The sequence below is a fragment of the Verrucomicrobiota bacterium genome (assembly GCA_016200005.1).
In the GTDB taxonomy this organism is placed as follows: Bacteria; Verrucomicrobiota; Verrucomicrobiia; order Limisphaerales; family PALSA-1396; genus PALSA-1396.
Genome location: JACQFP010000022.1, coordinates 246,159 through 273,157, shown reverse-complemented (window position 1 = coordinate 273,157; position 26,999 = coordinate 246,159). Strand labels below are relative to the sequence as shown.

General features: G+C 58.2%; 20 protein-coding genes. 11 read left to right on the top strand and 9 right to left on the bottom strand.

What is annotated here, in order from left to right:
* Position 1 precedes the first annotated feature (1 nt).
* Genes HY298_08300 through HY298_08285 form a run of 4 tightly spaced genes read right to left on the bottom strand, consistent with a single transcriptional unit; the run spans position 2 to position 2,742 of the window.
* Entirely contained in the window at positions 2-961 is a 960-nt protein-coding gene (locus tag HY298_08300) for a TIGR01777 family protein (protein MBI3850274.1), read from the bottom strand.
* Positions 958-1,767, bottom strand: coding sequence for a DUF2071 domain-containing protein (locus HY298_08295; GenBank protein ID MBI3850273.1), 810 nt, complete (start codon positions 1,765-1,767; stop codon positions 958-960). The genes HY298_08300 and HY298_08295 overlap by 4 nt, the downstream gene beginning before the upstream one ends.
* Positions 1,737-2,225, bottom strand: coding sequence for a DUF393 domain-containing protein (locus HY298_08290; GenBank protein ID MBI3850272.1), 489 nt, complete (start codon positions 2,223-2,225; stop codon positions 1,737-1,739). The genes HY298_08295 and HY298_08290 overlap by 31 nt, the downstream gene beginning before the upstream one ends.
* Positions 2,226-2,256: 31 nt before the next feature.
* Positions 2,257-2,742 (bottom strand): ArsR family transcriptional regulator, encoded by a 486-nt coding sequence (locus tag HY298_08285; protein MBI3850271.1) that lies wholly within the window; start codon positions 2,740-2,742, stop codon positions 2,257-2,259.
* A gap of 184 nt (positions 2,743-2,926) precedes the next feature.
* Between HY298_08285 and HY298_08280 the strand changes: the two genes are divergently transcribed.
* The 11 genes from HY298_08280 to HY298_08230 all read left to right on the top strand — a co-directional run bounded on the left by HY298_08280 (position 2,927) and on the right by HY298_08230 (position 17,869).
* Positions 2,927-4,492 (top strand): citramalate synthase, encoded by a 1,566-nt coding sequence (locus HY298_08280; GenBank protein MBI3850270.1) that lies wholly within the window; start codon positions 2,927-2,929, stop codon positions 4,490-4,492.
* Between the two features lie 294 nt (positions 4,493-4,786).
* Complete coding sequence (locus tag HY298_08275) at positions 4,787-7,456, top strand: heavy metal translocating P-type ATPase metal-binding domain-containing protein (protein MBI3850269.1); 2,670 nt, start codon at positions 4,787-4,789, stop codon at positions 7,454-7,456.
* Positions 7,453-7,842: a cbb3-type cytochrome oxidase assembly protein CcoS gene (gene ccoS, locus HY298_08270; GenBank protein ID MBI3850268.1), complete on the top strand. Its 390-nt coding sequence runs from the start codon at positions 7,453-7,455 to the stop codon at positions 7,840-7,842. The genes HY298_08275 and ccoS overlap by 4 nt, the downstream gene beginning before the upstream one ends.
* Before the next feature lie 13 nt (positions 7,843-7,855).
* A complete protein-coding gene (gene ccoN, locus HY298_08265) occupies positions 7,856-10,018 on the top strand; it encodes a cytochrome-c oxidase, cbb3-type subunit I (protein MBI3850267.1) in 2,163 nt (720 codons plus the stop codon).
* Positions 10,019-10,025: 7 nt separating this feature from the next.
* On the top strand, positions 10,026-10,223 hold the full coding sequence (locus HY298_08260; protein MBI3850266.1) for a CcoQ/FixQ family Cbb3-type cytochrome c oxidase assembly chaperone: 198 nt from the start codon (positions 10,026-10,028) through the stop codon (positions 10,221-10,223).
* Positions 10,224-10,227: 4 nt separating this feature from the next.
* Positions 10,228-10,812 (top strand): c-type cytochrome, encoded by a 585-nt coding sequence (locus HY298_08255; GenBank protein MBI3850265.1) that lies wholly within the window; start codon positions 10,228-10,230, stop codon positions 10,810-10,812.
* A gap of 142 nt (positions 10,813-10,954) precedes the next feature.
* On the top strand, positions 10,955-12,451 hold the full coding sequence (gene ccoG / locus HY298_08250) for a cytochrome c oxidase accessory protein CcoG (GenBank protein MBI3850264.1): 1,497 nt from the start codon (positions 10,955-10,957) through the stop codon (positions 12,449-12,451).
* Positions 12,438-12,926, top strand: coding sequence for a FixH family protein (locus HY298_08245; GenBank protein ID MBI3850263.1), 489 nt, complete (start codon positions 12,438-12,440; stop codon positions 12,924-12,926). The genes ccoG and HY298_08245 overlap by 14 nt, the downstream gene beginning before the upstream one ends.
* A gap of 15 nt (positions 12,927-12,941) precedes the next feature.
* Entirely contained in the window at positions 12,942-13,640 is a 699-nt protein-coding gene (locus HY298_08240; protein ID MBI3850262.1) for a sulfite exporter TauE/SafE family protein, read from the top strand.
* Between the two features lie 57 nt (positions 13,641-13,697).
* Positions 13,698-17,000 (top strand): valine--tRNA ligase, encoded by a 3,303-nt coding sequence (locus HY298_08235; GenBank protein MBI3850261.1) that lies wholly within the window; start codon positions 13,698-13,700, stop codon positions 16,998-17,000.
* A 29-nt stretch (positions 17,001-17,029) separates the two neighbouring features.
* Entirely contained in the window at positions 17,030-17,869 is an 840-nt protein-coding gene (locus tag HY298_08230; GenBank protein ID MBI3850260.1) for an inositol monophosphatase, read from the top strand.
* A gap of 194 nt (positions 17,870-18,063) precedes the next feature.
* Here HY298_08230 and HY298_08225 read toward each other — a convergent pair whose 3' ends face one another.
* The 5 genes from HY298_08225 to HY298_08205 form a co-directional block, all read right to left on the bottom strand.
* The gene (locus tag HY298_08225; protein ID MBI3850259.1) at positions 18,064-18,765 is read right to left on the bottom strand and encodes a non-canonical purine NTP pyrophosphatase; all 702 of its coding nucleotides are present in this window, start codon (positions 18,763-18,765) and stop codon (positions 18,064-18,066) included.
* Between the two features lie 10 nt (positions 18,766-18,775).
* A complete protein-coding gene (locus tag HY298_08220) occupies positions 18,776-20,836 on the bottom strand; it encodes an immunoglobulin domain-containing protein (protein ID MBI3850258.1) in 2,061 nt (686 codons plus the stop codon).
* Between the two features lie 84 nt (positions 20,837-20,920).
* On the bottom strand, positions 20,921-23,674 hold the full coding sequence (locus HY298_08215; protein ID MBI3850257.1) for a DNRLRE domain-containing protein: 2,754 nt from the start codon (positions 23,672-23,674) through the stop codon (positions 20,921-20,923).
* Positions 23,675-23,755: 81 nt separating this feature from the next.
* The gene (locus HY298_08210; protein ID MBI3850256.1) at positions 23,756-26,266 is read right to left on the bottom strand and encodes a hypothetical protein; all 2,511 of its coding nucleotides are present in this window, start codon (positions 26,264-26,266) and stop codon (positions 23,756-23,758) included.
* A 12-nt stretch (positions 26,267-26,278) separates the two neighbouring features.
* Complete coding sequence (locus tag HY298_08205; GenBank protein MBI3850255.1) at positions 26,279-26,995, bottom strand: hypothetical protein; 717 nt, start codon at positions 26,993-26,995, stop codon at positions 26,279-26,281.
* Between the last annotated feature and the right edge of the window lie 4 nt (positions 26,996-26,999).

The window sequence follows — 26,999 nt, the reverse complement described above, 5'->3', positions numbered from 1 at the left end:
TTCATGCACGATTGTCCCGATCTCGTTCGGCAATCAAATCCTCAAACGCTTCACGCAACTGCGGATAACAAAACTCAAAGCCCGAGGCCAACAACCGTCCCGGCACGACGCGCCGGCTCTTGATGATCAACTCCGTTTCCGTTCGCAGAAAGAATGCGCCGACCTCAAGCATCCAGAGCGTCGCTGGCAATCCGAACGGCACGCCGCAAATTTCACGTAGGGTTCGCATCATTTCGTGGTTCGGCACTGGATTGGGCGACGCCAAATTCACCAGTCCGATGAAATCGTCATGGTCGATCAGCCATTCGACGGCACGACAGAAATCAGTTTCATGAATCCACGAAACGAATTGCTTGCCACTCCCCATTTTTCCTCCCAACCCAAATCGCGCGAGCCGCCGCAGCACCGGAAAGACGCTGTTCCTTGCGTTCGCCAGCACCATGGCACTCCGGAGCGCGAGCTTGCGGGTAGAGGGTGTTTTCGCTTCGGCAAAAACACGTTCCCATGCGGTCGCGACTTCGACGGAAAATTCATCCTTGGCTTCCGGCGTACCACCGATCTCGCCTGCTTCATCCCAAGCTGGACCGTACGTGTGCCTGTGAATTGTCGCCGTACTGAAATTGAGCCAGACGCGCGGTGGCTTGGCGCATTGAGCGATGGCCTCGCCCAGAACGCGTGTTGAGTGGATGCGTGATTCGAGAATCTCACGGCGATTGCGGGCGTGGTAGCGGCAGTTCACCGAACGCCCGGCGAGATTGATCACCGCCTCCGCGCCCTCCAGTTCGCGCGTCCATCCGCCGAGCGTGTCCCCGTCCCATGCGACCTCGCGCGCAACACTTGCGCCGGATTTCGGCGTGCGCGTCAGAACCACTGCTTCCTGTCCGGAGGCATGAAAGTGTTTCGCCAATACACCGCCCAGAAAACCCGATCCACCTGCGAGAATGATACGCGCGGTATTCATGGCATTTCGAAGACGCCGCCTGGCCCGTGATGCCTGTGCGACCGGAAGCGCGGCGATTTTCCGAATCGGCCCAACGCCCGCCACTCGTGTCCGATGCAGCGCATCAACAATGCGCAATCAAACTCGACCGACCCCGGCGGAAACCGACGACGATCGCCGAAGAAGCTCGACTCGACTTGTTCGACGGCGAGCGCGTCCATCGCCCAGTGCTCCGTGTGAAGCTCTACGCCTTCAAGCGCACAATTCCTCGATGGCGACCAGCCGCAACCGCCATTGCGGAAAAAAACGCTCGCTTCCTCCAGCGATTCGAACACCGAGCCAGCCGGCCAACCGTCCGCCAGTCGCGCCACGACATTTACGCGCGTCTTGCCGTCCCGACTGCGCAACTCCACTTTGAACCGATTACCGCTTTGCGCGCAGCAAAACTCAGCCGGGTGATGGATTCCGGGAAACAACCGGCCGCCAGCCACGCGGTTGAGCAGCGAATTGGTATCGCGCCGCGGGATGAAAACGCCCTCGCGCGTGCGACCGTTCTCCGTCCATTCCACCGCGATGCGGTGCGCGGCGTTTTCGGATGCCACACCACACAAACGCGGCATCCAGGCTGGTCGCATGTCTTCCAGGCGAATGAGACAGATGCCTGCCATGGCCCAACCGTTGACCAGCTTGGGCCGGAATGGGTCCGGCAGCGATTCGGTGATGACCTCCGGTCGCACGCGGAAGTTGACGAGAATGCGCCGCGCCATGACGGCGTGAACGGCGGGGATCAGGGCGTTCAAAGCGCACCTCCCGCGATAGCAGCCCATCCGTAGATCACCGGCAAAAGCGCGACTGCCCAGTCCAGGAACTCGACGCGACCCCGCAGGTTCCGGTCCACGAGAGATGCTCCGCCGACGCAGTAGCGGTTGCGAGCAAACCAATCATAGGCCAGTCGCCCGAGTTCCCGGAACCCGGGCACGAACAGGAGAAACCCCAACGGCCACAGCCACCACACACTCCGGCAAAGCACACCAAGTGCGTCCGCGTTATGAAGCACGCGACCGTCCACCGTGAGCAGGTGCATGCGGGTCTCGAAGGCGGACGCCGGCACCCCCAACCGCACCGCAACCCCAGGCGTTTGCAGTGGCACCCATTCAAACCCGCGAGATTCAAAAAGCCGACCAACGCGCTCTCGTCCACGCACACAAAGCGCAAAAGCGGCATCATAGAAGATCCAACCGCGGATGGTTTGGTCGTCTCTTATTTCGGTAATTTCAGCATTCACAGAAATCAATTTCCAAAACAATGAGCCGCCGTCAGTCCGAGCCAACACCCAGCAATTTGAGCAGCTTGTCGCCCATCCGCATGAACTTGATCGTGGCGCTAACCGGCAGTTTGGCTATCTGCGAGTACCACGTCGTCGTGGTTTCAAAGAAATCGAGCAATGCGGCCAGGCGCTCTTTCGTGTGAGCGTCGGCTGGTTTGGTGTTGTCGGCTTCCGTGACACATTCCTGCAGCATCGCCAGCGTGGGATCGATCTCGCGCCGTTTCCGTTCGTCCAGCACAGTGCGAAACATCTCCCAAACGTCCTTTACCGATTCAAAGTGATCGCGCCGGTCGCCCAGGACATGAACCGTCTTGACGATCCTCCACCCTTGCAGCTCCCACAGGCTCGAACTGACGTTTGAACGGGCCACGGACAGGGTATCCGCAATCTCTTCGGCGTTCAGCGGTTTGGGCGAAAGGTAAAGCAGCGCATGAATCTGGGCGACCGTGCGGTTGATGCCCCACTGCGTCCCCATCTTGCCCCAGTGAAGGATGAATTTTTGTTGAACCGGTGTGAGCTTCTTCATAGTGTTCTGTTATTTCTGTCTGTTCAGAACGTACAATAATAACAGATGCCGTCAAGCGGAATGTTTTCCCCGGTTTGAGCTTTCCAACTCCGGCCGACTATCGTAGAAATCCCTTCCCGCTACGGCGGCAACCATGAAACCCGAAGTTGAAATATACGATACAACCCTGCGCGACGGCAGTCAGGGCGAAGGCATCAATTTCTCGGTGATGGACAAGCTCAGCATTGCGGACAAACTGGACGATTTTGGGGTTCATTACATTGAAGGCGGCTGGCCCGGATCAAACCCCAAAGACCTGGAATTCTTCAAGCAGGCCGCCCGACGCAAATGGAAGTCCGCCCGAATCGCTGCCTTCAGCATGACCCGGCGCAAAGGCGTGGCCGTGGAGAAGGATGATTTGATGCGGCAGGTGCTCGAGGCGAACACGCCGGTCGTCACCATCGTCGGCAAAACCTGGCTGCTGCACGTCACTGAAGTCCTGCGCGCCAAACCGGACGAGAATCTAGCCATGATCGCCGATACGATTCGCTATCTCAAGGACCATGGCAAAGTGGTCATCTACGACGCGGAACACAGTTTCGATGGCTACAAGGATGAACCGGAGTACGCCCTCGCCACCTGGCAGGCTGCGGAAAAAGCCGGGGCGCAATGTGTCGTCCTTTGCGACACGAATGGCGGTTGTCTGCCGTCCGAGATCGCACACATCACTGCCGTGGCCAGGAACAAGCTGACGGCGCGCCTCGGCATCCACACTCACGACGACATCGGCGTCGGCGTGGCCAACGCGCTCGCCGGTTTGGAGGCCGGCGCGACGCACGTTCAAGGCACGATCAACGGTTATGGCGAACGCACGGGTAATTGCAGTCTCACCAGCGTGATCCCGCTCGTGCATTTCAAGCTAAAGAAAACCGGCGTGCCCGCGAAGTCTTTGCCCAAGTTGAAGGAACTCTCCGAGTTCGTGGACGAAATCGCCAACGTGCGGCACGACCCGCGCCGGCCGTGGGTCGGGCAAACCGCCTTCGCACACAAAGGCGGGATGCACGTCCACGCCATTGGCCGCGCCGCGAGGAGCTATGAGCACATTGACCCCGCGAGCGTGGGCAATTTCCGCCGCGTGCTGATCAGTGACATGTCCGGACGCACCAACATTCTGATGAAAGCGGCAGAACTCGGCTTCAAGCTTACGGCCGACATGCCGGAGTTGAAGACGATCACCACGCGCGTAAAGGAGTTGGAGTCGCAGGGTTACGAGTACGAAGCTGCCGAGGCGTCACTGGCCTTGCTGATTCGCGGCGTGCTCGATCACAACCCGGAACTGCTGTTCACAGTGGAGACCTATCACGTCTCGATGCGCCGCGACGTAAAGGAATCCGTTTGTGAAGCGACGGTACGAGTGCGGGTCGGCAAGCAGGTCCATCACGAGGTGGCGGAAGGCGACGGGCCGGTGAATGCGCTCGACTCCGCGCTGCGCCTCGCGCTCAGCAAATCCTTTCCGAAGGTCAAGAATGTTTCGCTCACCGACTACAAGGTGCGCATCCTGGATGGCGTCGCGGGGACTGCGGCCCGAACTCGAGTGCTGATTCAATCCACGGACGGAAAACGCGAGTGGGGCACGGTCGGTGTGAGCGAGAACATCATCGAAGCCAGCTTGCAAGCGTTGGTGGACAGCATGGAATATCGGTTGGTGCAACGTTGGTAAAGTCGGAACCTTATCCAATCCGTTCCATAGCGTTAGCCGCCGTTGAAACGCACGGTTGCCATCCTCTTCTCTATTCACACCCTATTGGTCGTCATCAGACGTGACGCCAGTTGGTTCGCAAAATATGGCAAGTTTTTGGCAAGGAAGGTTTGGTTCATTCGCCTCGAATGCCACATTTTATTCCCCAAGCGGATGAAGGATTTCTCCTGACGATACCTGGCTTGGTTATGAACCGAGCGTCAGGGCGCGTTCATTTCAGCACGCTTCTGGAAATAATAACGATGGTTTTGTGATGTGACAAAGGTAACAGCGAATAGAATCAACACGACCGTCTGCGACGGAGAATCGTCGGAGAAGGCAGCGTGCTTCCATTGCGGACAGCGTTGTCGGGACGACTCGTTCGCAAGGAATGAAAAACTGTTCTGCTGCAACGGCTGTCTGGTGGTTCACGATCTGCTGACCGAGACTGGCCTCGGCCACTACTACGATCTAAGGCGGAATCCCGGCGCGCGCATCCAGAAAACCACGCCCAGCGAGCAATGGGCTTACCTCGACGAGCTGGCTTTGCTGCAACGCTTGCTGGATTTCACGGACGGCAAGCAAAGCAAGGTCACGTTCCACGTGCCGGCCATTCACTGCATCGCCTGCGTGTGGTTGCTGGAAAATCTATTCCGGCTGCATCCCGCCGTTGGCCGTTCACAAGTCAACTTCGCCCGACGCGAAGTCGCCATCACGTTCGCGACGAGGAAACTCAAACTCAGCGAACTGGTGGCGCTGCTCGCGTCCATCGGCTATGAGCCGACGCTCACCTTCGACGAATTGGATAAGCCGAAAGGCGGCCCCGCCCGCAAGCGAGCCTGGTTGCAAGTCGGCATAGCGGGATTTGCGTTCGGCAATATCATGCTGTTCAGCATCCCACAATACTTTGGGTTGAATAGCTTCAACGGCGGCAATTTCAAAACTCTCTTCGGCTGGGCCAGTCTCGCGCTCGCGCTGCCGGTTGTGATTTTCAGCGCGTCGGATTATTGGAAGTCCGCACTGCTCTCGCTGCGTCAGCGCGTTCTCACGCTCGATGTGCCCATCGCCCTTGGCCTCGCCGCGATTTACGGCGAGAGCGCCTACGAGATCATCACACGCACTGGCGAAGGCTACTGCGATTCGCTGACGGGATTGATATTCTTTCTGCTCTGCGGTCGTATGTTCCAAGCGAAGACCTATGAGCGAATGGCCTTTGATCGCGATTACAAATCTTTCTTCCCACTCTCGGTGACGCGCAGGAGTCAGAACAAAACTGAAGAACGTGTCCCGCTCTCCCAACTCCAGATCGGTGACCGCATCATCATCCGGAATGGTGAATTGGTTCCAGCCGATGCGAAACTCATCAGCGGGCCGGCGTTCATCGATTACAGCTTCGTCACCGGCGAATCTGAACCCGTGGCTAGAAGTGAGGGCGATCATCTTTACGCGGGCGGCCAGCAGATCGGCTCGGCCATCGAAATCGAAACGCTCAAGGCGGTTTCGCAAAGCTATCTCACTTCACTCTGGAATCACGAAACGTTCCGCAAAAACCGCAATCAAGACTTCAATACGCTTACAAACCGTTACAGCCGCCGCTTCACGCTGATCGTGATTTCAATCGCGGTAGCGGTGGCGGCTTTTTGGATTGCCTCGGGCAACTTGCCGCGCGGTGTCAAGGCATTCACGTCCGTGCTGATCGTTGCGTGTCCATGTGCGTTGGCGTTGGCCGCGCCGTTCACGCTCGGCACAGCGCAACGCTGGCTCGCGCAGATCAGCGTGTTTCTCAAGAACGCGCTTGTGCTGGAACGTCTCGCGCTGGTGGACGCCATTGTCTTCGACAAGACTGGCACGCTCACTTCGACGGGCGCGAAGGCCGTGAAGTTTGAAGGCGCGGAGCTAAACGAGGCGGAGCGGACCTGCATTTTTTCACTTACCCGGCACTCGACACATCCGCACTCGGTGCGTATCAGCGAATCATTCGGGAGCAGGCTATTTCCTGAACCAGTGCGCTCGTTTCTCGAAACTCCCGGCTGTGGTATCGAAGGCCAGGTCAACGGACGCGAAATCTGGCTTGGCTCGCGGGTGTGGCTGGAGTCGCGCGGCGCGCTTGGTAGCAGCCAACGTAAGGAGGCTCTAACTTCCACCTACCAAGACATTAAGTCAGAGCCTCCTCACGTCGGCTGCTACGAGGGAAGCGGCAGCGTCGTCCACGTGGCGATTGATGGCCGGCATCGCGGCGCGTTCGTGCTATCGAGTTCGCTGCGGCCGGAGGCAGATCAACTCATCCGCCGGCTGGCAGGTCGTTACGAACTGGCGTTGCTTTCCGGTGACAACGAACGCGAGCGCGCGTGTTTCCTTGAGCTGTTCGGCAACGACGCGAAGTTGAATTTCAATCAAAGCCCGCTCGACAAACTCGGCTTTATTCGTCGCCTGCAGGAATGCGGCAAGACGGTGATGATGGTGGGTGACGGGTTGAACGACGCGGGCGCGCTCAAGCAGGCCGACGTGGGCGTGGCGGTGGTGGAGAAGATCGGCGCGTTCTCGCCCGCGAGCGATGTGATTCTCGATGCCGGACACGTACCGCAGCTTTTCGAAATTCTCACTCTGGCCCGGCGCAGCGCATGGATTGTGCGGATCAGCTTCGGCATTTCGTCGCTCTACAACATCGTTGGCGTGAGCATCGCGGCGGCGGGATTGCTTTCGCCACTCACTTGCGCGGTGTTGATGCCGCTGAGTTCGGCGAGTGTGGTTTTGTTTGCGTGCGGCGTGACGACTTGGGCGGCGCGACGGAGCGGGCTTCTCGCGGATCGTGTTGTTTCGGACAACTCAGAGCAAACCCTCACCCCGTCCCTCTCCCTTTCCGAAAGGGAGAGGGAGAATCATTCTGCAAACGTCGGCGAGTTCCGCGCGCTCGGCGGTCGCTCGATTCCGGAGGCGGTGTCATGAGCGTGATCCTGATTCTCATCCTCGCGAGCCTGGTTATGGCGACGCTATTTCTCTTTGGCTTCATCTGGTCCGTGCGTTCCGGTCAATACGAGGACACGCTCACGCCTTCGATGCGGGTGCTGATGGAGGAAACCGGCGGAGTAAATCCTGAGCACGCTCACGATTCACGACTCCCCCTCACCCTGACCTTCTCCCGCCGGGAGAGGGAACAGCAAGCGCGAGCTTCTGATTTGGCGAACGCGCGTCCGGCCATCTCCGACTCACGCCATCTCCAAAACCTGACAGCAATTCTCCCTCTCCCAGCGGGAGAGGGCCGGGGTGAGGGGGAACCGGACAAAAACCAGCGACGTTCTCTCGCCTCCGAACACAGCCAGCCGAAGAAATGATTTCCAACAACCTATGAACTCAAACGTAGAAACATTCAAATACGACAACAGAATCGTGCGCGCGTTCGCCATCGCCACGGTCATCTGGGGACTCGTGGGTTTCAGCGCAGGCCTCTTGATCGCGTGCCAGTTGTTTTGGCCGGACCTGAACCTCAACCTGCAATTCACCACGTTCGGCCGATTGCGCCCGCTGCACACGAACGCCGTGATCTTCGCCTTCGTCGGCAACGGTATGTTCATGGGCATTTATTATTCGCTGCAACGACTCTGCAAGGCGCGCATGTTCAGCGATTTCTTGAGCTGGTTCAACTTCTGGGGCTGGCAGGCGATCATTGTCAGCGCGGCGATCACCTTGCCGCTCGGGCTCACCACCAGCAAGGAGTATGCGGAATTGGAATGGCCCATTGACATCGCCATCGCGGTCGTGTGGGTCGCGTTCACCGTGAACCTGATGGGCACGATCATCAAGCGCCGCGAGCAGCACATGTATGTGGCGATCTGGTTCTACATTGCCACGGCGTTCACGGTCGCTGTGCTGCACATCATCAACTCGCTGGAAATTCCTGCGAGCCTGTTCAAGAGCTACTCGATGTATGCCGGTGTGCAGGATGCGCTCGTGCAATGGTGGTACGGCCACAACGCCGTCGCGTTCTTTCTCACCACGCCGTATCTCGGCTTGATGTATTATTTCCTGCCGAAAGCGGCGGAGCGTCCGGTGTTCAGTTACCGGCTTTCGATCATTCATTTTTGGGCGCTGATTTTCATCTATATCTGGGCCGGGCCGCACCACTTGCTTTACACCGCATTGCCGGACTGGGCGCAATCGCTGGGAATGGTGTTCTCATTGATGCTCATCGCGCCGAGTTGGGGCGGCATGTTGAACGGTTTGCTCACCTTGCGCGGGGCCTGGGACAAGCTTCGCACCGAACCAATGCTGAAATTCATGGTCGTCGCCGTCACCGCTTATGGCATGGCGACACTCGAAGGCCCGACGCTCGCAATCAAGAGCATCAACTCGCTTTCGCATTATACCGACTGGACCATCGCGCACGTCCACACCGGCGCGCTCGGTTGGAACGGGTTTCTCACCTTCTCGGTGCTCTATTGGCTGTTCCCGCGGCTCTACAACACCAAGCTCTGGTCGAACAAACTCGCGAACTATCACTTCTGGATCGCGGTCATGGGAATGATTTTCTACGTCGTGCCGATGTATGCCAGCGGTGTGACGCAAGGTTTGATGTGGAAGCAATTCAACCAGGACGGCTTCCTGCAATATCCGAACTTTCTGGAAACGGTTTTGCAGATTGTGCCGCTGTATCGGTTGCGCGCCATCGGTGGCTCGCTTTACATCATCGGCGCGGTGTTGATGGCGTTCAATCTCTACCGCACGGCCAGGAGTGGCAAGTTCGTGGAAGATCAGGAGGCGCACGCACCCGCGCTGGAGAAAACTTCCGCCATGGAACATGGCCCCTACAAAGGCCATCGCTTCCTCGAAGCCAAACCGTTGTTGTTCACCGCGCTGGCAGTGGTCGCGGTTCTCGTTGGCGGATTGATCGAAATCATCCCGATGTATCTCATCAAGGAAAACGTGCCGACGATTTCGTCGGTGAAACCCTACACACCGCTCGAAGTTTTGGGTCGCGACATCTACATTCGCGAAGGTTGCGTCGGCTGTCACTCGCAGATGGTGCGCCCGTTCCGCTCCGAGACCGAACGCTACGGCGAATACTCGAAGTCCGGCGAATACATCTACGATCACCCATTTCTCTGGGGCTCGAAGCGCACCGGGCCGGACCTGCATCGCGAAGGCGGCAAGTATCCCGACGCCTGGCATTACAATCACATGGACGATCCGCGCAGCACTTCGCCCGGCTCGATCATGCCGCGCTATTCATGGCTGTTGACGCAAAGACTCGACACGACCTCATTGCCCTCGCGCCTCGGCGCACTGCGCAAGATCGGCGTGCCCTATCCCGCCGGCTATGAGAATGGTGCGGCACAGAAAGATCTGACGGCGCAAGCCAGCCAGATCGTGCTCGGCCTGAAAGCCGGCATGGTAAACACCGAGACGAATCGTGAGGTCATCGCGCTGATCGCGTATCTGCAACGGCTCGGCAAAGACATCAAATCCGCGCCCGCCACGCCTGCGCCGGTGGCTTCGGCAACAACCAAATGAGGCAACCATGATCAAACAAGTTCTCGAACACATCGGCGGAGTGGGCGCCTATGGCGTCCTCTCGATCAGCATTTTCTTCGCGTTCTTCATCGGCGTATTGGTCTGGGCGGCGCGGATGAAGAAGTCGCACTTGAACACGATGAGCCAGTTGCCGCTCGAAGACAGCGCGCCCCAAAATAAACCTGAATCCGATTGCAAACCTTGAGCCTATGAACGACCAAAACGATCCCCTGCTGCTCGACCACGAGGCCGACGGCATCCGCGAGCTCGACAACAAGCTGCCGCGCTGGTGGGTGTGGCTGTTTTACATCACCATCATTTTCGCAGCTATCTATCTGAGTTACTACCACGTATTCGACCTCGGCAAGCTCTCCGCCGCCGAGTATGAGGAAGAACGGGCCGCCGGCGAGAAACTCAAAAGTGCTACGATGACGAAATTTGAATCCACGATCGGCAGCCTCGAGCCGTCCAAGGAACCTGCCGTGCTCAATGCTGGACGCCAAACCTTCATGACGCTCTGCGCACCTTGCCATCGACCGGATGGCGGCGGACTGGTCGGCCCGAACCTGTGCGACGACTACTGGATTCACGGTTCGAACTTCGTGGACAACGTGAAAACCATCTGGAACGGCGTGCCGGAGAAAGGCATGATCACCTGGAAGACAACCCTCAACCCTAAACAGATCCATGAAGTCGCGAGTTTCATCTATACGTTCCGCGGTACGAAACCGCCGAATCCGAAGCCGCCGGAAAATCTCGCGCCGACAAAAACCGGACCCAGTGAATTCGAATGAAATATCCAAGCACCAACATCCAAGCGCCAGAGAAATTCCAAGCACCAAACTGCAAAGCGATAGTCCCGCTTAGCGGAGTTATTTGGAATTCAAAGCTTGATGCTTCTCTGGAATTTGGAGCTTGGAATTTGGAGCATTGACCATGCTGCCCCCGCCGGAAAAAAAGCCAGTGCCGACTCCGCTCCCTGAAGAGGCGGTGAAACCCGTGGACTGGAAGGATTATCGCGACCATCTCGCGACCGCCGACCAGGAAGGGCATCGCGTATGGATTTATCCGCGCAAGCCGCATGGCCGCTTCACCCGCGCGCGCACCTGGGTAAGTTGGCTGCTGCTGGCGGTGATGTTCATCGGCCCGTTTGTCAGGATCAACGGCAACCCGCTGCTCCTGCTCAACTTCCTCGAGCGCAAGTTCGTCATCCTCGGACAAATCTTCTGGCCGCAGGACATGATCATTTCGGCAGTCACGATGCTGGTGTTTCTGGTTGGCATTGTGATCTTCACGACGGCGTTCGGCCGGCTCTGGTGCGGTTGGACCTGCCCGCAGACCGTGCTCATGGAAATGGTCTTTCGCAAGATCGAATATTTTATCGAAGGCGACGCCCACGAACAGCGCGCGTTGAACAAGGCGCCGTGGACCGCCACCAAGATCATCAAGAAGCTCGGCAAGCACGCGATCTTCTTCGCGCTGTCTTTCCTCATCGGCAACACGCTGCTTGCTTACTTCATCGGCACGGAGCAGTTGTTCCACATCATCGCCGACGATCCGATGAATCATCTCAGCGGGCTGACGTTCATGATCCTGTTCACCCTGTTGTTCTATGGCATCTTCGCCCGCTTCCGCGAACAGGCCTGCACCTTCATCTGCCCTTATGGCCGGTTGCAATCCACGTTGCTCGACGAGAACACGATCGTCGTTGCGTACGATTACAAGCGCGGCGAGAAACGCGGCACGCTCCGGCGCAACGTCCCGCCGATGCAACGCCGGCACGACGGCTTCGGCGACTGCATCGACTGTTATCAATGCGTGACCGTCTGCCCGACCGGCATTGACATCCGCGACGGCACCCAAATGGAATGCGTGAACTGCACCGCGTGCATTGATGCCTGCGACGACGTGATGGACAAGATCAAGCGCCCGCGCGGCCTGATCCGCTTCGCGTCACTCAACGGCATCGAGCGTGGCGAACGATTGCGCGTCACGCCGCGGCTCGTCGGCTACGCGATCGTGCTGCTTGCCCTCATCGCGTTGTGGATGGTGCTCGTCTTCACGCGCTCCGATGTCGAAGCCACGATGCTGCGCGCGCCTGGTTCGATGTTTCAGATGATGCCTGACGGTCACCTGAGCAACCTCTACACCGTCAAGGTTGTGAACAAAACGTCGCGGGAGATTCCCATCGAGTTCAAACTAGAAAACGTGAAAGGCGAATTGCAAGTCATGGGCGGCCACATCGTCGTACCGCCGCAACAACTCGCGGAGAATTCCGTGCTGATTGGTCTCGATCCCAAACTCATCCGGCACGGCAAACTTCCGCTGGTCATCGGCGTTTACTCAAACGGCAAACACATTGAAGCGATCTATACCACCTTCATCGGCCCGCGCGACGACCGCGACCATGACGACAAACATGAACACGACTGACCATTCCACCGCTCCCCTCCGCAACCTCTGGCCTCACGCCATCATTGCCACGTTCGTAATCTTCATCTGCGGCACGGCGGCGCTGATCGCCATCGCCTGCACACATCAGACCGATCTCATCACGCCAAACTATTACGAGGACGAGATCAAATTCCAAAGCCGGCTCGATCAACTCAACCGCACTGCGCCGCTCAGCAACCAGGTTGTCGTAGCCTACGATGCGGCGAAACAAAGCATCAGCATTTCACTGCCCGCTGGTCAGACGTCGAGCGTGACGTCCGGGCGCATCGAACTCTATCGCCCCTCCGCCACCGACCGCGACCGCGAATTGAAACTCCAGATTGATGCCAGCGGATCACAAACCGTGGACGCGGCTTCGCTGCTGCCCGGCTTCTGGAAAGTCCGCGTGCATTGGACCACACAAGGCCAGGATTACTTCGCCGACAAAAGCATCGTCGTGAAACGCGGCGCGTGATGCTGAATTGAACCCATGGAACTGTTGACAGCATTCATGCTCGGACTGGTTGGCAGCCTGCATTGCGCGGGCATGTGCGGCCCGCTCGCGCTTGCATTGCCTCAAACGGGAAATCGGGCGGCGAGTTTCTTCGTCGGTCGCGTCGCCTACAACACTGGCCGGATCGTTACCTATTGTATGCTCGGCTTGATCTTCGGTCTGCTCGGCAAAACGCTTTTGCTCGCCGGCATCCAACGTTGGCTGTCGATTACACTTGGAGTTCTACTCCTGGTCGGACTGATCACGTCGCATAAACTGGCTCTGTGGCGGCCCATCGGCGCATTAGTTACCCAAGTCAAAACCGGCATGAGCTTTCTGCTGCGCCGCCGCTCTGCCGACGCGCTGCTCGTGCTCGGCTTGTTGAACGGCCTCCTGCCCTGCGGACTCGTCTATGTCGCCGGTGCAGGCGCGACCGCCACCGGCGATCTCCTCAATGGCGCGCTCTACATGCTGGCGTTCGGCGTGGGTACGATTCCGATGATGCTCGCGATCAGTCTCTCCGGAAAACTTGTTCCGTTCTCCCTGCGGCTGAAACTTCTCAAAGCAGTACCGGTCACCGTCTTCCTTCTCGGCTCACTCCTCATTCTTCGCGGTATGGAACTGGGTATCCCTTACGTCAGTCCGATGCTCTCCAGCGACGCGCCGGGTTGTTGTCCGGCACCGATGCATCATTGAAAAGTTGCCGCGACAGTTGCACGACGGAAAATATTTCGGTAGCGTTCGCGCTTGCAAATGGCAGAAATTCCCAAAGCCTACGAACCGCAGTCCGTCGAGGACAAATGGTATGACTTCTGGCAGCGCAACGCTTGCTTCACCGCCGACCCGGCGCGCGTGAGCGAGAAGCGCCCGGCGTATTCGATCGTCATCCCGCCGCCGAACGTCACCGGCGTGTTGCACATGGGGCACGTGCTCAACAACACCATCCAGGACATCCTCGCCCGCAAGGCGCGGATGGACGGCAAGGAAGTCCTCTGGCTGCCCGGCACGGACCACGCCGGCATCGCCACGCAGGTGCAGGTCGAGAGGGCGCTCAAGAAGGAGGAACGAAAAACCAAGCATGATCTCGGGCGCGAGGAATTCCTCAAGCGCGTTTGGGCGTGGAAGGAAAAGCACGGCGGCATCATCATCCAGCAACTCAAGAAGCTCGGCTGCTCGTGCGATTGGACGCGCGAACGCTTCACGATGGACCCGGAGTATTCGCGCTGCGTGCAAAAGGTTTTCGTCGAACTTTACAAGAAGGGCCTCATCTATCGCGGCAAACGCATGGTGAACTGGTGTCCGGCATCACTCACCGCGCTCTCGGACGAGGAGGTGGACATGGAATCGCAGAAAGGTTTTCTCTACTACTTCAAAGTCGAGGTTGAAATGGGGAGCGCAGCCGCCCCGGCTGCACCGGTCAGCGCCCCGCTGACCGGAACTCTCGCGCCGCCCGATGTCGAACGCGGGGCGCATTCGACTGCGCCCGCGGCGGGCGCGCTCCCCGGACCAGATGGAAAAATCTGGCTCACCATCGCCACGACGCGGCCGGAAACGATTCCCGGCGACACCGCCATCGCGGTGAATCCGAAAGACCCGCGCTACGCGCACCTCATCGGCAAGCACGCAATTCGTCCGCTGCCGGCGGAATTACCGATGGAGAAGAAGCTCATCCCGATCATCGGCGACGAATACGTGGACTTCGAGTTCGGCACGGGCGTGCTCAAGGTGACACCCGCGCACGACAAAAACGACTTCGAGATCGGCCAACGCCACAAGCTCGCCGCCGTGGACATCATGAATCCAAACGGTTCGATGAATGATCTGGCGGGCAAAGACCTCGCGGGTCTTGATCGTTTCGAGGCGCGCAAAGTCGCGGTGGAAAAGCTCAAGGAACTTGGCGCGTTGGAGAAGGAGGAGCCGTACGAAAACAAAATTGGTTTCAGTCAGCGCGCGTGTGTGCCGATCGAGCCACGCTTGAGCGAGCAATGGTTTTTGAAGTATCCGGCGGTGGAGCAATCCAAGGCGTGCGAGGAGCAGGAAGGGAGCACGCCCGCCTCGGGCGTCGCTGCCCGCGCCCTCGCGGGCAGCACCGAGCGCGTCGAGACTTTGGCGACGGCTGGTTCTTCCGTACGCCACGATGCGGCGGACGGGGCGTCCGCCGCTGCGCCCGGGGCGGGCGCGCTCCCCAGCAAAATGCGTTTCCACCCGCAGCGGTGGGCGAAGGTTTATGACCACTGGCTGACGAACATTCAGGACTGGTGCATCAGCCGCCAGCTTTGGTGGGGGCATCGGATTCCGGTGTGGAGTTTAAAGATTGATGGTGCAAATTTTCGTGACCATCCCGTTCGTGAAAATATGGTTGAGAATGCGTTTGTGCTTTGCGGAGTTGAAATTCCTGACGGCAAACGATTGTCAAAGCCTCGCGTCAGCCCAGATTCAAAAACGTTAGAACGTCACGGCAAAACAGTGACAGTTTCAGAAATTACTTTCGAGGTTCTAAAGACTTCTGATGGATTTATTCTTCACGCGCTGACGACGAATCCTTCCATGGCAAAAGAATTAGATCAGGCAGGTTTCACCCAAGACCCAGACGTCCTCGACACGTGGTTCAGTTCCTGGCTCTGGCCGTTCGCCACGATGGGTTGGACGGGTGACAAATCTCAAGACTCCAAGAACGCAACACTTCAAGCCTTCTACCCGACCACCGACCTCGTCACCGCGCCGGAAATTATTTTCTTCTGGGTCGCGCGCATGATCATGGCAGGCTACGAGTTCATGGGCGACCTGCCGTTCCGCAACGTCTATTTCACCGGCATCGTCCGCGACAAGCAGGGCCGCAAGATGTCGAAGTCCCTTGGCAACTCGCCCGATCCGCTCGATCTGATCGCGAAGTACGGCGCGGACGCGATTCGTTTCGGCACGATGCGCAGCGCGCCGCTCGGCCAGGACGTGCTCTTCGACGAGAAGGACGTGGAACTGGGCCGCAATTTCTGCAACAAGCTCTGGAACGCCTGCCGCTTCCGCCAAATGCAGGGGAGCGCGCCCGCCCCGGGCGCAGCGGCGGACGCCTCGTCCGCCGAATTCGAGATTCAGGGTGAAATTGACCCGCGCTTGCTCACAAGCGACGACAAGTGGATTCTGCTGAAGCTTAACGACGCCATCCGAGAAATCACCACCGCGCTGGCCGAATACAATTTCAGTGCTGCCGTGCAAGTGCTCTATCGTTTCTTCTGGAGCGAGTATTGCGATTGGTATGTCGAGGCGAGCAAAGCGGTGTTGAGCAGGCAACTGTCCGAAGCTCCCCTCACCCGGCCTTCGGCCACCCTCTCCCCATCCGATGGGGAGAGGGACGGGGTGAGGGGCAACGATGCTGCGCGAAAGGCCAACACGCTCGCGGTGATTGATTTTGTGCTCTCGCACACGCTGCGGTTGTTCCATCCATTTCTACCGTTTATCACGGAAGAGTTGTGGCACGGAATGGGTTACGCCGAGGACATGCCAGAGAGTCAAGGCGGCCAGACCATTATGAATGCGCCTTGGCCCAAGCCGTTTGAAGGCGAGTTCCGCGATGCCTACGGGCTCGATGATTGTTATCTCGAATTCGCCAACGATAAATACGAGGTGGTCACGCAAGGACGCAACCTGCGTCGCATCGGCAATATCCAGTCCGGTAAGAAAGTAAAGTTCGTCCTCAAGCCGAGCCGTGAAATTCTCCCGCACGACCGCGAAGTCATCAGGATTCTGTTGAACGCCGAAAACATCGAGATCAACGAGAACTACGCCGCGAAGAAGGGCACACCCACCGCGCACACGCCGATGGGCGAATTGTTCCTGCCCCTGGAAGGACTCGTTGATGTCGAAGCCGAACGCGCCCGTCTGACGAAGGAGAAGGAAAAGTATGAAGCCGAGATCGTGAAGGTAGAACAGAAACTCGCCAACCCAGGCTTCACCCAGAAAGTTCCGCCCCAGGTTCTCCTGGAACATCAGCAACGCCTCGCCGGCTGGCAGGCGAAACTCGTTCACGTCAAGACGGCTTTGGAGAGCCTGGCAGGTTGAGCGAATTTCGTCGGTCGCGCCAAACCAGGATGAAACTTACCGAACAAAACAAGTTCCTCGCCTGCGCCGTCAAAGCGGCGCACGCGGCCGGAGGGTTGATGCGTCAGCACCGGTATCGGACCAAAGAAGTTCACGCGGCCACGCGATACGACATCCGGCTTGCCCTCGATGTTCGTTGCCAGAAATTGATTGAGAAGATTCTGCTTACGGCCTTCCCAAACATCCCGATTCTCGGCGAGGAAGGTGTCGTTGGCGATCTGAACGCCGAGCAGCGCTGGGTGGTTGATCCGATTGATGGCACGGTCAATTTCGCCCGCGGGATTCCGCACGCCTGCGTGTCCATCGCGTTACAGGCGAGGAGGGCGGAGCGCGAAGAGCGGAATTCACCCCATGGGGTCACCACGCATCACGCTTCACGGTTCACGCATCACGAAACCATCGCCGGCGTTGTCTATGATCCGTTTTGCAATGAACTCTGGACGGCGATTCGCGGACAGCCAGCGCGTTTAAATGGACGGATCATCAAAGTCAGCGACCGTCGGCGTCTCGAAGAAGCGATCGTCGTGATGGGTTTCGCAAAGAGTAAGGCGACACTGGACACGATGCTGCCGGTTTTCAATCAACTCGCCCGTCGGACGCACAAGGTGCGTTCGATGGGATCGGCAGCGTTGGCCTTGGTCTATGTGGCGAGCGGACGATTCGATGCCTACATCGAAGCGAACATCCGGTTGTGGGACATCGCCGCGGGTGGGTTGATCCTGGAATGCGCCGGCGGAGAATTCTGGCATCGTGCAGTTCGTGGCGAACATGCTTTCCAACTGATTGCTACGAACGGGTTGCTGCGGCCCAAGCTGCGTGTGGATTTTTGAACGGAGTGAAGTGATTTCTTCATCAGGTCTGCCAACACGTGTTCACACTCCACCTCACCGTGCCCTCTTCATGAAGCCGCAGCCGACCCACTCACCCACCCCGTGGCCCCTCCCAAGAGGGGAACAAGCCACCGTGCATTGCTCCCCTGCTTGGAGCGGTTGGGATGGGTTCAATCGTCACTGCGAACCATCCGTCAGCCAACCGATCTCGCATGCAATCGGATTTTCAGTTTCAGCAGTGCTTTCGCGCGGTGGCTCAGTTGGTTTTTGACGCTCTCGCCCAGTTCAGCAAAGGTCTGTTGATGGCCTCCGGGAATGAAAAGCGGATCGTAACCGAATCCCCCCTGCCCGCTTGGCGAAAATCCAATTCGGCCTTCACACGTGCCGTCGAACAATTCGGTGTTCAGTTCAAATTCATCCGCGCTGCAAACGGGTGAGGCAGTTCCAGCAGCAGGCTCGAGGACTGGCGTCAACGCGAGCACACAGCGAAAGCGGGCGGCGCGTTTCTCCGTCGGAACGTTCTGGAGCAAGCCAAGCAGTTTGGTGTTATTCGCCACGTCGGATGAATTGGCAGCGCCGCCGTTGGTGGCAAACCGCGCTGAATGCACGCCGGGCGCGCCGTTGAGGGCGTCCACTTCCAGGCCGGAATCGTCAGCCAGCACGAAGGCGGGCAAGTTGATGCGTGATGCGCCATGCGTGATGCGTGAGTTGGAAATCCATCGGGCGAGTTGAGCTGCCTTCTTTGTGGCGTTGCCCGCAAAGCTGCCGGCATCTTCCACAACAGCGGGTGCGTTCGGAAAATCACTCAGGGTCAGGTAATCGAGGTTCTCGCCGAGAATGGCGCGGATTTCCTGGACCTTGTGGGCGTTGCGCGTGGCGATTATCAGCGTTGTCATGGACAGCAAATCAGGGTTGAGCGGAAAGAGCGTCGAGCTGAAATGAGAAGCCGTTGGTTCCCGAACTGACCCAAAACAGATTTGTTCCGTAAACGGGAGTCGAGACGTTCGCGAAATTCAGCCAGCCGATCATTGTCTCGCTGCCGACCTGGAGCGAAACGTAGAAAGGACAATCGCCATTCGGTGTGAGGAACGTCGTCATATTGAACTTGGGTCCATCGCTCAGACTGCCGCGAAGGCGCACGCGGCCGAATGGGTTGATCTTCGCAACGCCCCGTGCGATTTCCATCGAGTTGTCATGGCGTCGCAGCAGGAACGGCCCCGCTCCGGTCGGCAATGGGGAACTGGCGAGCGCTGGGAATACGCAGCGGTCTCCTCGCAATTCAGCCGACCATTGGCCGGCAGTGACCTGGCCATCCATTCGCCCGGTTGTATTGCTCAAATCGAGATTAAGGGTGAGCACCACGGGAGCAAGTTGCCGCCGCAGCACCGGAACTTTGACATGGCCGTGCGCATCGAACCGGCCGCGAAACAGGGAACGACCGCCATCGACAACCAGCCCGCCGCTGAACGCGCCGAAGCCGTCAACGTGCAGTGAAAAGAATCCTGAACTCTTCGACGCAACGCCGTTGGTGTCATAGAACAGCCCGGCGTAAGTCCCATTGATCGTCGCGAACGGATTGGAAATAAAATTGGCCGTCAGAACGAGATTGGACTGCATCACAAAATTAACGCTCGCGTAATTGGAATTGGCCACGCCTTCCCACCCACCAAAAATAAATCCAAAACCCGGAACGGCTCTGAGGCCGTAAACCTGTCCGATCTCCAGGTCGCGGTCATCGAGGTCAGGCGTGACGCTCCCCGGCCCGTTCGTGCGTACGGTCAGTGGCGCCTCGACAACATAAGTGAAAAAGCGGAAGTCGTCGGACGAAACATTGCCGGCCAGATCGACACTGTGCAAAAGGATCGCGTTGGGGCCGGCCGGCAAATCGTTCGTAAACACCCAGTTGGTGGTGCCGACGGCAAGGTTGGTCGCACCGTTGATGATAAGTTCCACTTGAGCCAAGCCAATGTCGTCGTTGGCAGTACCGGCCAAGGTGATTTGGGACGAGCGGCGACGGTCGAAGTTTGGCGGCGAAGTGGTGAGGAGGAATGTGGGCGGCGTCGAATCCAGGCGAAGCGTCGCGGGTTGACTGTTCGTAAAGCCGGCGCGATTGCTGACGATGACGGAGTAGGTGCCGGCATCCGTTGGCTGGCTATTGGTGATTTGATAAACGGAGTTGGTAGCGCCGGGAATATCGTTGTTCTCAAATCGCCATTGGTAGGTTGGCGGCGGTACGCCCGTCGCAACAACGGCGAAAGCATTGGACGCGCCGACTCGAACAACAAGATTCTGTGGTTGGGAAATGATTGCGGGCGGCACCGGCGGCCCCACGCCAAAGTTGACGACTGCGGGGCTGGAGGACGCGCCTTGATTGTCCACCGCAACCGCGCTCAGTGAGTAACTGCCAACGGCGATATTGGTCAGCGTCATGGTGTAAGGCGGATTGGTAAGCGAGAGCAACAAGTTGCCATTCACAGAAAGATCGACACGGGCGACTGTGCCATCGCTGTCCGAGGCGAACGCCTGGACAAACACGTCGTCGCCCGCAATGAACGACGCGCCGTTGGTGGGACTGTCGATTGAAACCAACGGTGGCGCGTTCGGCACGACGACCGTGATCGATCCAATCATCCCAAACGTGCGCCAATGCGGCGTGCAGTAATAGGGAATGCGCTTTCCAACGGGTGTGTTGGTGAAGGTAAAGGAATATCTCCCACCGAATCCGAACAACGGGCTTTTCCAAATGAGCGGATTGCTCGGAATGCCATTGACGCCACTCACCGTGTCGTGCGTCGTGAAGTCCAGATTCGTCCAGGTCACCGTGTCGCCGACGTTGATTGTCAAATCGCGCGGGACAAACTGGTAGCCGCTCATGTTGACGATCACCGTCGCACTCAACGCCCGTTGAGCGTCAAGCACGCCAAACCAGCCCAAACCGGCGAGGAGCAGCATCAGGAATTGTTTCATCGTTTGGCGACACGAGGAGTGTAACGGACTTCTTCGAAGTTTTCAAGCCGGCGCGTCTTCGTGGCGTTGTCCGCCGGCAAAGAATCAAGGCTGGCTGGGAACAACATCAACCTGAAAGAGCGGGCCGCCGGCTCCGGATTCAATCCAAAACAGTTTGCCAGCGACTGAAACGGGCGGTGCGTTCGTGAAATTCAACCAGCCGAGCACCGTTTCGCTGCCGCCCCGCGGCGAGACGTAGAAGGGACAATCACCGTTTTGCCCGAGTGAAGTCGCCGCACTGAATTTGCGTCCGTCCAGACTCCCACGCAGGCGCACCTGGCCTGACGAATTGATTTTCGCCATGCCGGTTCCGACCTCGAGCGCGTTGTCTTCGCGCACCAAATGAAAAGGGTACGCGCCGGCTTGGGGCGCGGGCGGCGATGAGAATTGAAAGACACTGCGGTATCCCAACAATTCCGCCGTCCGAAGAATATTCGTCAGCGTGATGATGTTGGTGCCATCCACAACGTTCGTCACATTGACGTTGATCAACACCGTTACGGTGCCGTGAATCTGGCCGGCGGTGTCAGCCGGATCAAAGTAGAAATTCAAGACCGCCGGGGCGAGCTGGCGGCGCAAGACCGGCAGCGTCGCCTGACGCTGATTGTTGAATCGACCGCGGTAGGAATAACTCGCGCCGTTGATTGTCAGCTTCCCACTGAATTCGCCCAGGCCGCCGACTTGCAAGGTGAACACGCCCGAACTTTCCGGTGCGATGGTGTTGGTGTCGTGGTCGTAAAACAGACCGGCGTAAGTTCCCAGGAGGGAGCTAAACGGATTGGAAATAAAATTCGCCCTCAACGTCAGGTTGGACTGCATCACGAAACTCAGGGTCGCGTTATTTGAATTGGCCACCTTCTCCCAAATCGAGTTGATGGCGGCCTCCCAACCGTCAAACACGCTGCCCACATCGGGAACGGCGCTGAGGGTGTACACCTGACCGATTTCCAGCGGGCGGGGAGTGAGGTCCGGCGTGACCGTTCCGGCGCCGCGCGTTTCCACCTGCAACGGGCTGGTGACGACATAAAAGAAAAAGCGGGTGGCGTCGAAAGATACGTTGCCGTTGAAATCCACGCTGTGCACCCGAATGGTGTTGGGTCCCGGTATCAGGGTGATTTCCGCCTGCCAGTTGGTTGTGCCGATGGCCTTCGCAACCACGCCGTTGACCACCAGTTCAACGAATTCCAGATGTTGATTGTCATCCGCTGTGCCGGACAGAAAAACCTGCGACGACATCAGACGGGCGAAGTTGGGCGGTGAATTGGTGATGGCGATGGTTGGTTTGACGAACTCGAAGACCAGGACCCGATTCGTCACCGGCGCAGAGCTTCCGGTTTGTCCCAGAATATCCGTCGCGACGGCGGTCAGCACATAGTCTTGCTCCACGGTTGGCGTCCAGTGGATGCTGAAAAGATTGGAAGACGCAGACAACGATTCGCCGACGAACGACCCGTTGGCGAAAAATTGGACTCGCGCTACGTCAGCGGACAACGCCGGCGGCAAGATCGCGGTGGTCACGGCAATGTTTGTGCCGAGCGCAAACCGTACCCCGGACGGCGGCGCAACCAGAAGTGGCAGTGGAGGAGCCAGCACACGAATCGCCACAGGATTGGTGGAGAGGCCGACATGGCCCTGCGAATCAGTTGCGTGCGCCGTCAAATCGAAATCCCCCGCCGCGAGATTGCTCAGAACCAGACTCGCGGGATTGTTGGTGGTGATGCCAACGGAAATTCCGTTGGTGAAGAATTCCATCTGAGTGATCGTTGCGTTGCTCGCCAGTTCGCTGACGGTTGCTACCGCAACCACCAGCACGTTGGAGTTAAGCGGAAATAACGCGCCGTTGGCCGGGCTGATAACTGTTACCATGGGCTGGAACGCGGATCGCGGGAATACATTTAGTGTGGCCGGCTGACTCACCACCGAGCCGGCTGAGTTGCGGACGATGACCGTATAAAAGCCGGTGTCGTTCGTTTGAACATTCGGCAACACCAGGACGCTGTTGGTGGCACCCGGAATGTCATTGGTGTTGAATTGCCACTGGTAACTCAGCGGCGGCGTGCCCGTGGCTTGAACGGTATTGGTGACCGTGTCGCCTTCGGAAACGGTCTGAGACCGGGGTTGAACCGAAATACCCGGCGGCACCGAAAAATCAATGACAAGGGTCGGAGTGTTGTTGGGATCTTCGTGCGTGCCGAAGTGCCGGGCGGTTTTGGCCGTCGTTTCATTTTCACTGATGAGCAGCCAGCCGAAGTTTGTGCCCGGATTGTTGACCCAGCTCTGGATGTCGTTCACCAAACTCGTCGTGGAAGGGAATGTGTACGTGCCCCGCCCGGTGACGAATACGGTTGAACTGGCCGAGGGAATTGAATCAGCCGCACCCGTGGCGCCGGGCAACTGCCAGGGTGTGTTGGGAGAGGAACGAGAGTTCCACGTGACGCCAGCTTCGCTCCACGACTGCAGGAGCCGACGCAGATCAAACGTGGAGTTGGCCGCTCCGGACGGCACTTTGACCACTTTGACCTTCACCGTGACCGAATTGATGATGGCGCCGGCTGGGATTGTTGGCCCGCCAAAATCAAACCGAAGCAAGGCACGCCTGATTTCCTGACCGGCGGTAAAGCCCAGGACACCCGGAACCATTGTCACATCACTGCCAAAATTGCTGGTGGGAGAAAACTGACGGATTTCGGCGTCCGCCACCGGGCTCAAGGTGACCGTGTCCGCGGACGCATGGCTCAACGCGACCGCCGCGCCGCCCAGGAGGAGACACAGTCTGAAAATGAACTTCAGCCAATTCACATTTTTATTTCCACAGTTTCCACACTCTAACTGCAACGGGGATTTACCGAGCGGCATTAATCGGACCGCGGTTGCAAAAATTCACGGCCACCTCATTGTCAGCGTCGCAAACACTCCATGCGCCGCGTAATTATTCACGCCACCGGAACTGGGTTCGTCGTACCGATAGTAGGCGTAACGCACATTGGTCGTGAGGTTGCTCGTCAAACGTCGGGTCACTCCGGCGATCACTCCGTGGCGGGCGTAATTCAGTCCCAACGGAAGTCCGTACGCATAATTGTTCTGATCGTAATTCGCCTGCGAAAAGGAATACGCAGCATTCAGGTCGGTGGATTTGTCCAGCGCGAAGGTTGCTGACGAAATGATTGTGTACACGTCTCCGCGATACGGAACGACCGACGGCTCGCTGAGTTGGGCGGTCAATGTCCGGGTATCGCTGTAGGAAAAGGTCGTGGCTAGGTAAAGTCGCTGAAACGGCGTGAGCGCGGCGTTGACACTGTACACATGGGCGTCGTAATTGCCCGCTTGGATTCCGCCGCCCGGCACAGCGGTCGTGGTGGAAACGGGATCGGTCGTGGTGTGGTAGTCGGTGGATAACAATTTATAGGTGAAGGTCGTCTTCAACCACTTGGCGGGCTTGAGCGCGAGTTTGGTTTGAACCTCATCGCCGTCGATTTTCCGATTACGAATAAAAGCTGAATAACCTTCGTTCGGAATGCTGTTCGTTGGCGGGTCGCTGAAATCCAGCCGATGATCGTAGTCACTGTCGCTGGCCTGAATCCGGTAATGCGCGCTCAAACTGAGCCAGCGCCACGGCGAAGTGTTAAAACCAAAGCGATAATCCCCGCTGAGGTTGGTGAAATCCGTGTCGCGCAAAAAGGCGCTGTCCAGCGGCCCAAACTGATCCTCCTGCTGTCCGAGTTCCCGCTCAAACTGGCCGATGCTCTCGTGGTCGATGCGGGCCTCGGCGAACAACACGGTCCACGGAATCTTGGAGAAGCGCAACGAAAGCTCGCCCGAAAGTTTCTGTTTGTCCAAGTCCGATCGAAGCGTCGCGGGATGCACAAAGTTGTCCGGTTGATACGGGTCGCCTTCATCCAGGTTGACATTGCCGAAGCCCTCCTGCTGCGTCCATTCGGTTTGCAGGCCGAGCGACGTCGTGAAACCTTCCAGGGGCAACAATGAACCGCCCAGGCTCACGATGTGGGTTTCGCGCTGAAGCAGAATTTCCTCACTCGACCAAAAACCACCATGGGTCAGATTGCCCATGACCGGTGTTCCCGCGGCATCCACCGTCATCTGATTGAGCGACGCACTGCCATCCAGACGCGAGTAGAGGTAACCGCCGGAGAGAAACAGCCAGTCATTGACCTGTCGCTCCAGGCGCAGCGCGTTCATGCCTTGGGTGTGTTCGAAACCTTCCCGCGTACTGACCACGCTGTCCGGGCCAGGACCCGAAGAGAAGGAATTCACGTTGTCACGGCGGGTTCGGGAATCGTAAATCTCGACGCGCGCATTGTCCTCGATCCGCCAGTCCCGGTATTCCTGTGTCAGATCGAATTTCAGAATATGCGTGTGCTCGTCGATGTCCTTGGCCGCTGGATAAATATTTTTCCCGTTCACATCCCCCCACTGCAACGTCGATTTGGTTCCCTCCTTGAACTGATACTCATAGCCCAAGACCATTTGCGGCCAGTCTGGCAACGTCAGCCCGAAATCAATCCACGCGCGGCCGGTGTCCAAAAACAAGTTGCGATCCAGGTCGTAGGAAGGCTTCGCTTGAAACGGGCGATAATAAGCACCCGTGTCGTCGTAGTATTTCCGCCATTGCTCGAATCCGCCGCTGATGAATCCGACCTCCCGTTTCTCCAATTTCAGGTTCAACTGATAATCCTGATCCTGAAAGAGCGCGCGGCCCCTCGCCGTGAATGTCCTGCCGTTGTCGAGTTGCTCTTTCAACTGAAACTCTTCGATGCCGGTCGCCCAGCCTTCTTTCATCCCCTCGTTTTCGCGGAACTTCTTCTCGTTGCCTTCGACGTGAATCCACCGCAACGTCGGCGCGAAAACAAAGCTGCGTTCCTCCACCGGGAACGGCTCCGGCCAACTGGCACCTTGATCAATCCATGCGCGCAACAGTCCGATTTGCGCGGGGTTGAGCGGCTCGCCTTTGCCCGGCGGCGGCATTTCCATGTCCTCCACCAGCCGCGCTACATTTTGGATGAGCCGGCTCTTCACGCTGTCGCCTGGAATAATGTCGTCCTTGTTGTTGTCGCCGCCTTGGAGCGCGGCTTCGCGGTTGTCCAGACGGAAATGGCTCTTGGGCTTTTCCGGACCGTGACAACGCAGGCAGGATTTTTCAAAGATGGGCTTGATGTCGCGGTCGAACTCGACTTGCAGCTTCGCTGATGGCGGCAGTTTGGTTGGGTCGATCTCCGCCGCTGTCAGGGACAGGCATCCCGCACAAATGGAGAACGTGATGCGTGATGCGTGATGCGTGAGGTGATGTTGGAGTTCACGCTTCAGCGTGCTCCGCGCCCAAAGCAGCCGGAAGGCTGAACTCCAATGCTGGGTCTGTTGGTTATCGCGACGCATTTCGCATCCCCTTCAATAAAACATTTTTGGGTGAACGTTCGACCCGTGCACCGCCGTGTGGCAACCCGAAGTCCAGCAGGTTCCCTGTCGCAACAGCAGCGTGTGTTTGACTTTTCCGATGTAGATTTCGCTTTGACTCCCTTGTACCTGCGCATGGCAGCGCAGGCACAAATTCGAGTCGGGCGCAACCAGCAGCTTGCGGTTGATCGAACCGTGCGGGCTGTGGCAGACGGTGCAACCTTCCCGCAGTGCCTCGTGTTCAAAAACAAACGGACGCGTTTGTTCGCGGTGACAGGGCGCGCAACTCTCGTTCAAGCGGGCCATCGCCAGACCGCCGGCCGGTTTGAAAATGTCGCTGCCGTGCGGATCGTGGCATTGCACACAATTCATCCGGTTCTCAATCACGGGATGGTGCTGCGGGAGATTGAACTCGGCGTGCGTCTCCAGGTGACATTGGAAACACGCCGCCGCGTCCTGGCGCGGATTGACGACGAACACGCCGCGCCCGCCTCCCGCCGCCACGTGCTTGCTGCCCGGCCCGTGGCAGGATTCACAACCCGTGCCGCCAGCCAGTTGCGCCGTCTCCAGATGCACACGCGCATGAGCGCTGCCGGGAAATCGCCGGGAAATGTTCGTGTGGCAGTCCGCGCAGGTTTGGTTGCCCACATAAGTCGCCCCGGGAATTTCCGGCGGCGCCATCACCGTGCGCTCGACCGTCGAACAGGACATCAGC

What these genes read in the sequence shown, in the direction of transcription:
- HY298_08300 (MBI3850274.1), bottom strand. Translation starts at nt 961, where the DNA reads ATGAATACCGCGCGTATCATTCTCGCAGGTGGATCGGGTTTTCTGGGC.
- HY298_08295 (MBI3850273.1), bottom strand. Translation starts at nt 1,767, where the DNA reads ATGGGCTGCTATCGCGGGAGGTGCGCTTTGAACGCCCTGATCCCCGCC.
- HY298_08285 (MBI3850271.1), bottom strand. Translation starts at nt 2,742, where the DNA reads ATGGGGACGCAGTGGGGCATCAACCGCACGGTCGCCCAGATTCATGCG.
- HY298_08280 (MBI3850270.1), top strand. Translation starts at nt 2,927, where the DNA reads ATGAAACCCGAAGTTGAAATATACGATACAACCCTGCGCGACGGCAGT.
- ccoS (MBI3850268.1), top strand. Translation starts at nt 7,453, where the DNA reads ATGAGCGTGATCCTGATTCTCATCCTCGCGAGCCTGGTTATGGCGACG.
- ccoN (MBI3850267.1), top strand. Translation starts at nt 7,856, where the DNA reads ATGAACTCAAACGTAGAAACATTCAAATACGACAACAGAATCGTGCGC.
- HY298_08260 (MBI3850266.1), top strand. Translation starts at nt 10,026, where the DNA reads ATGATCAAACAAGTTCTCGAACACATCGGCGGAGTGGGCGCCTATGGC.
- HY298_08255 (MBI3850265.1), top strand. Translation starts at nt 10,228, where the DNA reads ATGAACGACCAAAACGATCCCCTGCTGCTCGACCACGAGGCCGACGGC.
- ccoG (MBI3850264.1), top strand. Translation starts at nt 10,955, where the DNA reads ATGCTGCCCCCGCCGGAAAAAAAGCCAGTGCCGACTCCGCTCCCTGAA.
- HY298_08245 (MBI3850263.1), top strand. Translation starts at nt 12,438, where the DNA reads ATGAACACGACTGACCATTCCACCGCTCCCCTCCGCAACCTCTGGCCT.
- HY298_08240 (MBI3850262.1), top strand. Translation starts at nt 12,942, where the DNA reads ATGGAACTGTTGACAGCATTCATGCTCGGACTGGTTGGCAGCCTGCAT.
- HY298_08235 (MBI3850261.1), top strand. Translation starts at nt 13,698, where the DNA reads ATGGCAGAAATTCCCAAAGCCTACGAACCGCAGTCCGTCGAGGACAAA.
- HY298_08230 (MBI3850260.1), top strand. Translation starts at nt 17,030, where the DNA reads ATGAAACTTACCGAACAAAACAAGTTCCTCGCCTGCGCCGTCAAAGCG.
- HY298_08225 (MBI3850259.1), bottom strand. Translation starts at nt 18,765, where the DNA reads ATGACAACGCTGATAATCGCCACGCGCAACGCCCACAAGGTCCAGGAA.
- HY298_08220 (MBI3850258.1), bottom strand. Translation starts at nt 20,836, where the DNA reads ATGAAACAATTCCTGATGCTGCTCCTCGCCGGTTTGGGCTGGTTTGGC.
- HY298_08210 (MBI3850256.1), bottom strand. Translation starts at nt 26,266, where the DNA reads ATGCGTCGCGATAACCAACAGACCCAGCATTGGAGTTCAGCCTTCCGG.
- HY298_08205 (MBI3850255.1), bottom strand. Translation starts at nt 26,995, where the DNA reads ATGTCCTGTTCGACGGTCGAGCGCACGGTGATGGCGCCGCCGGAAATT.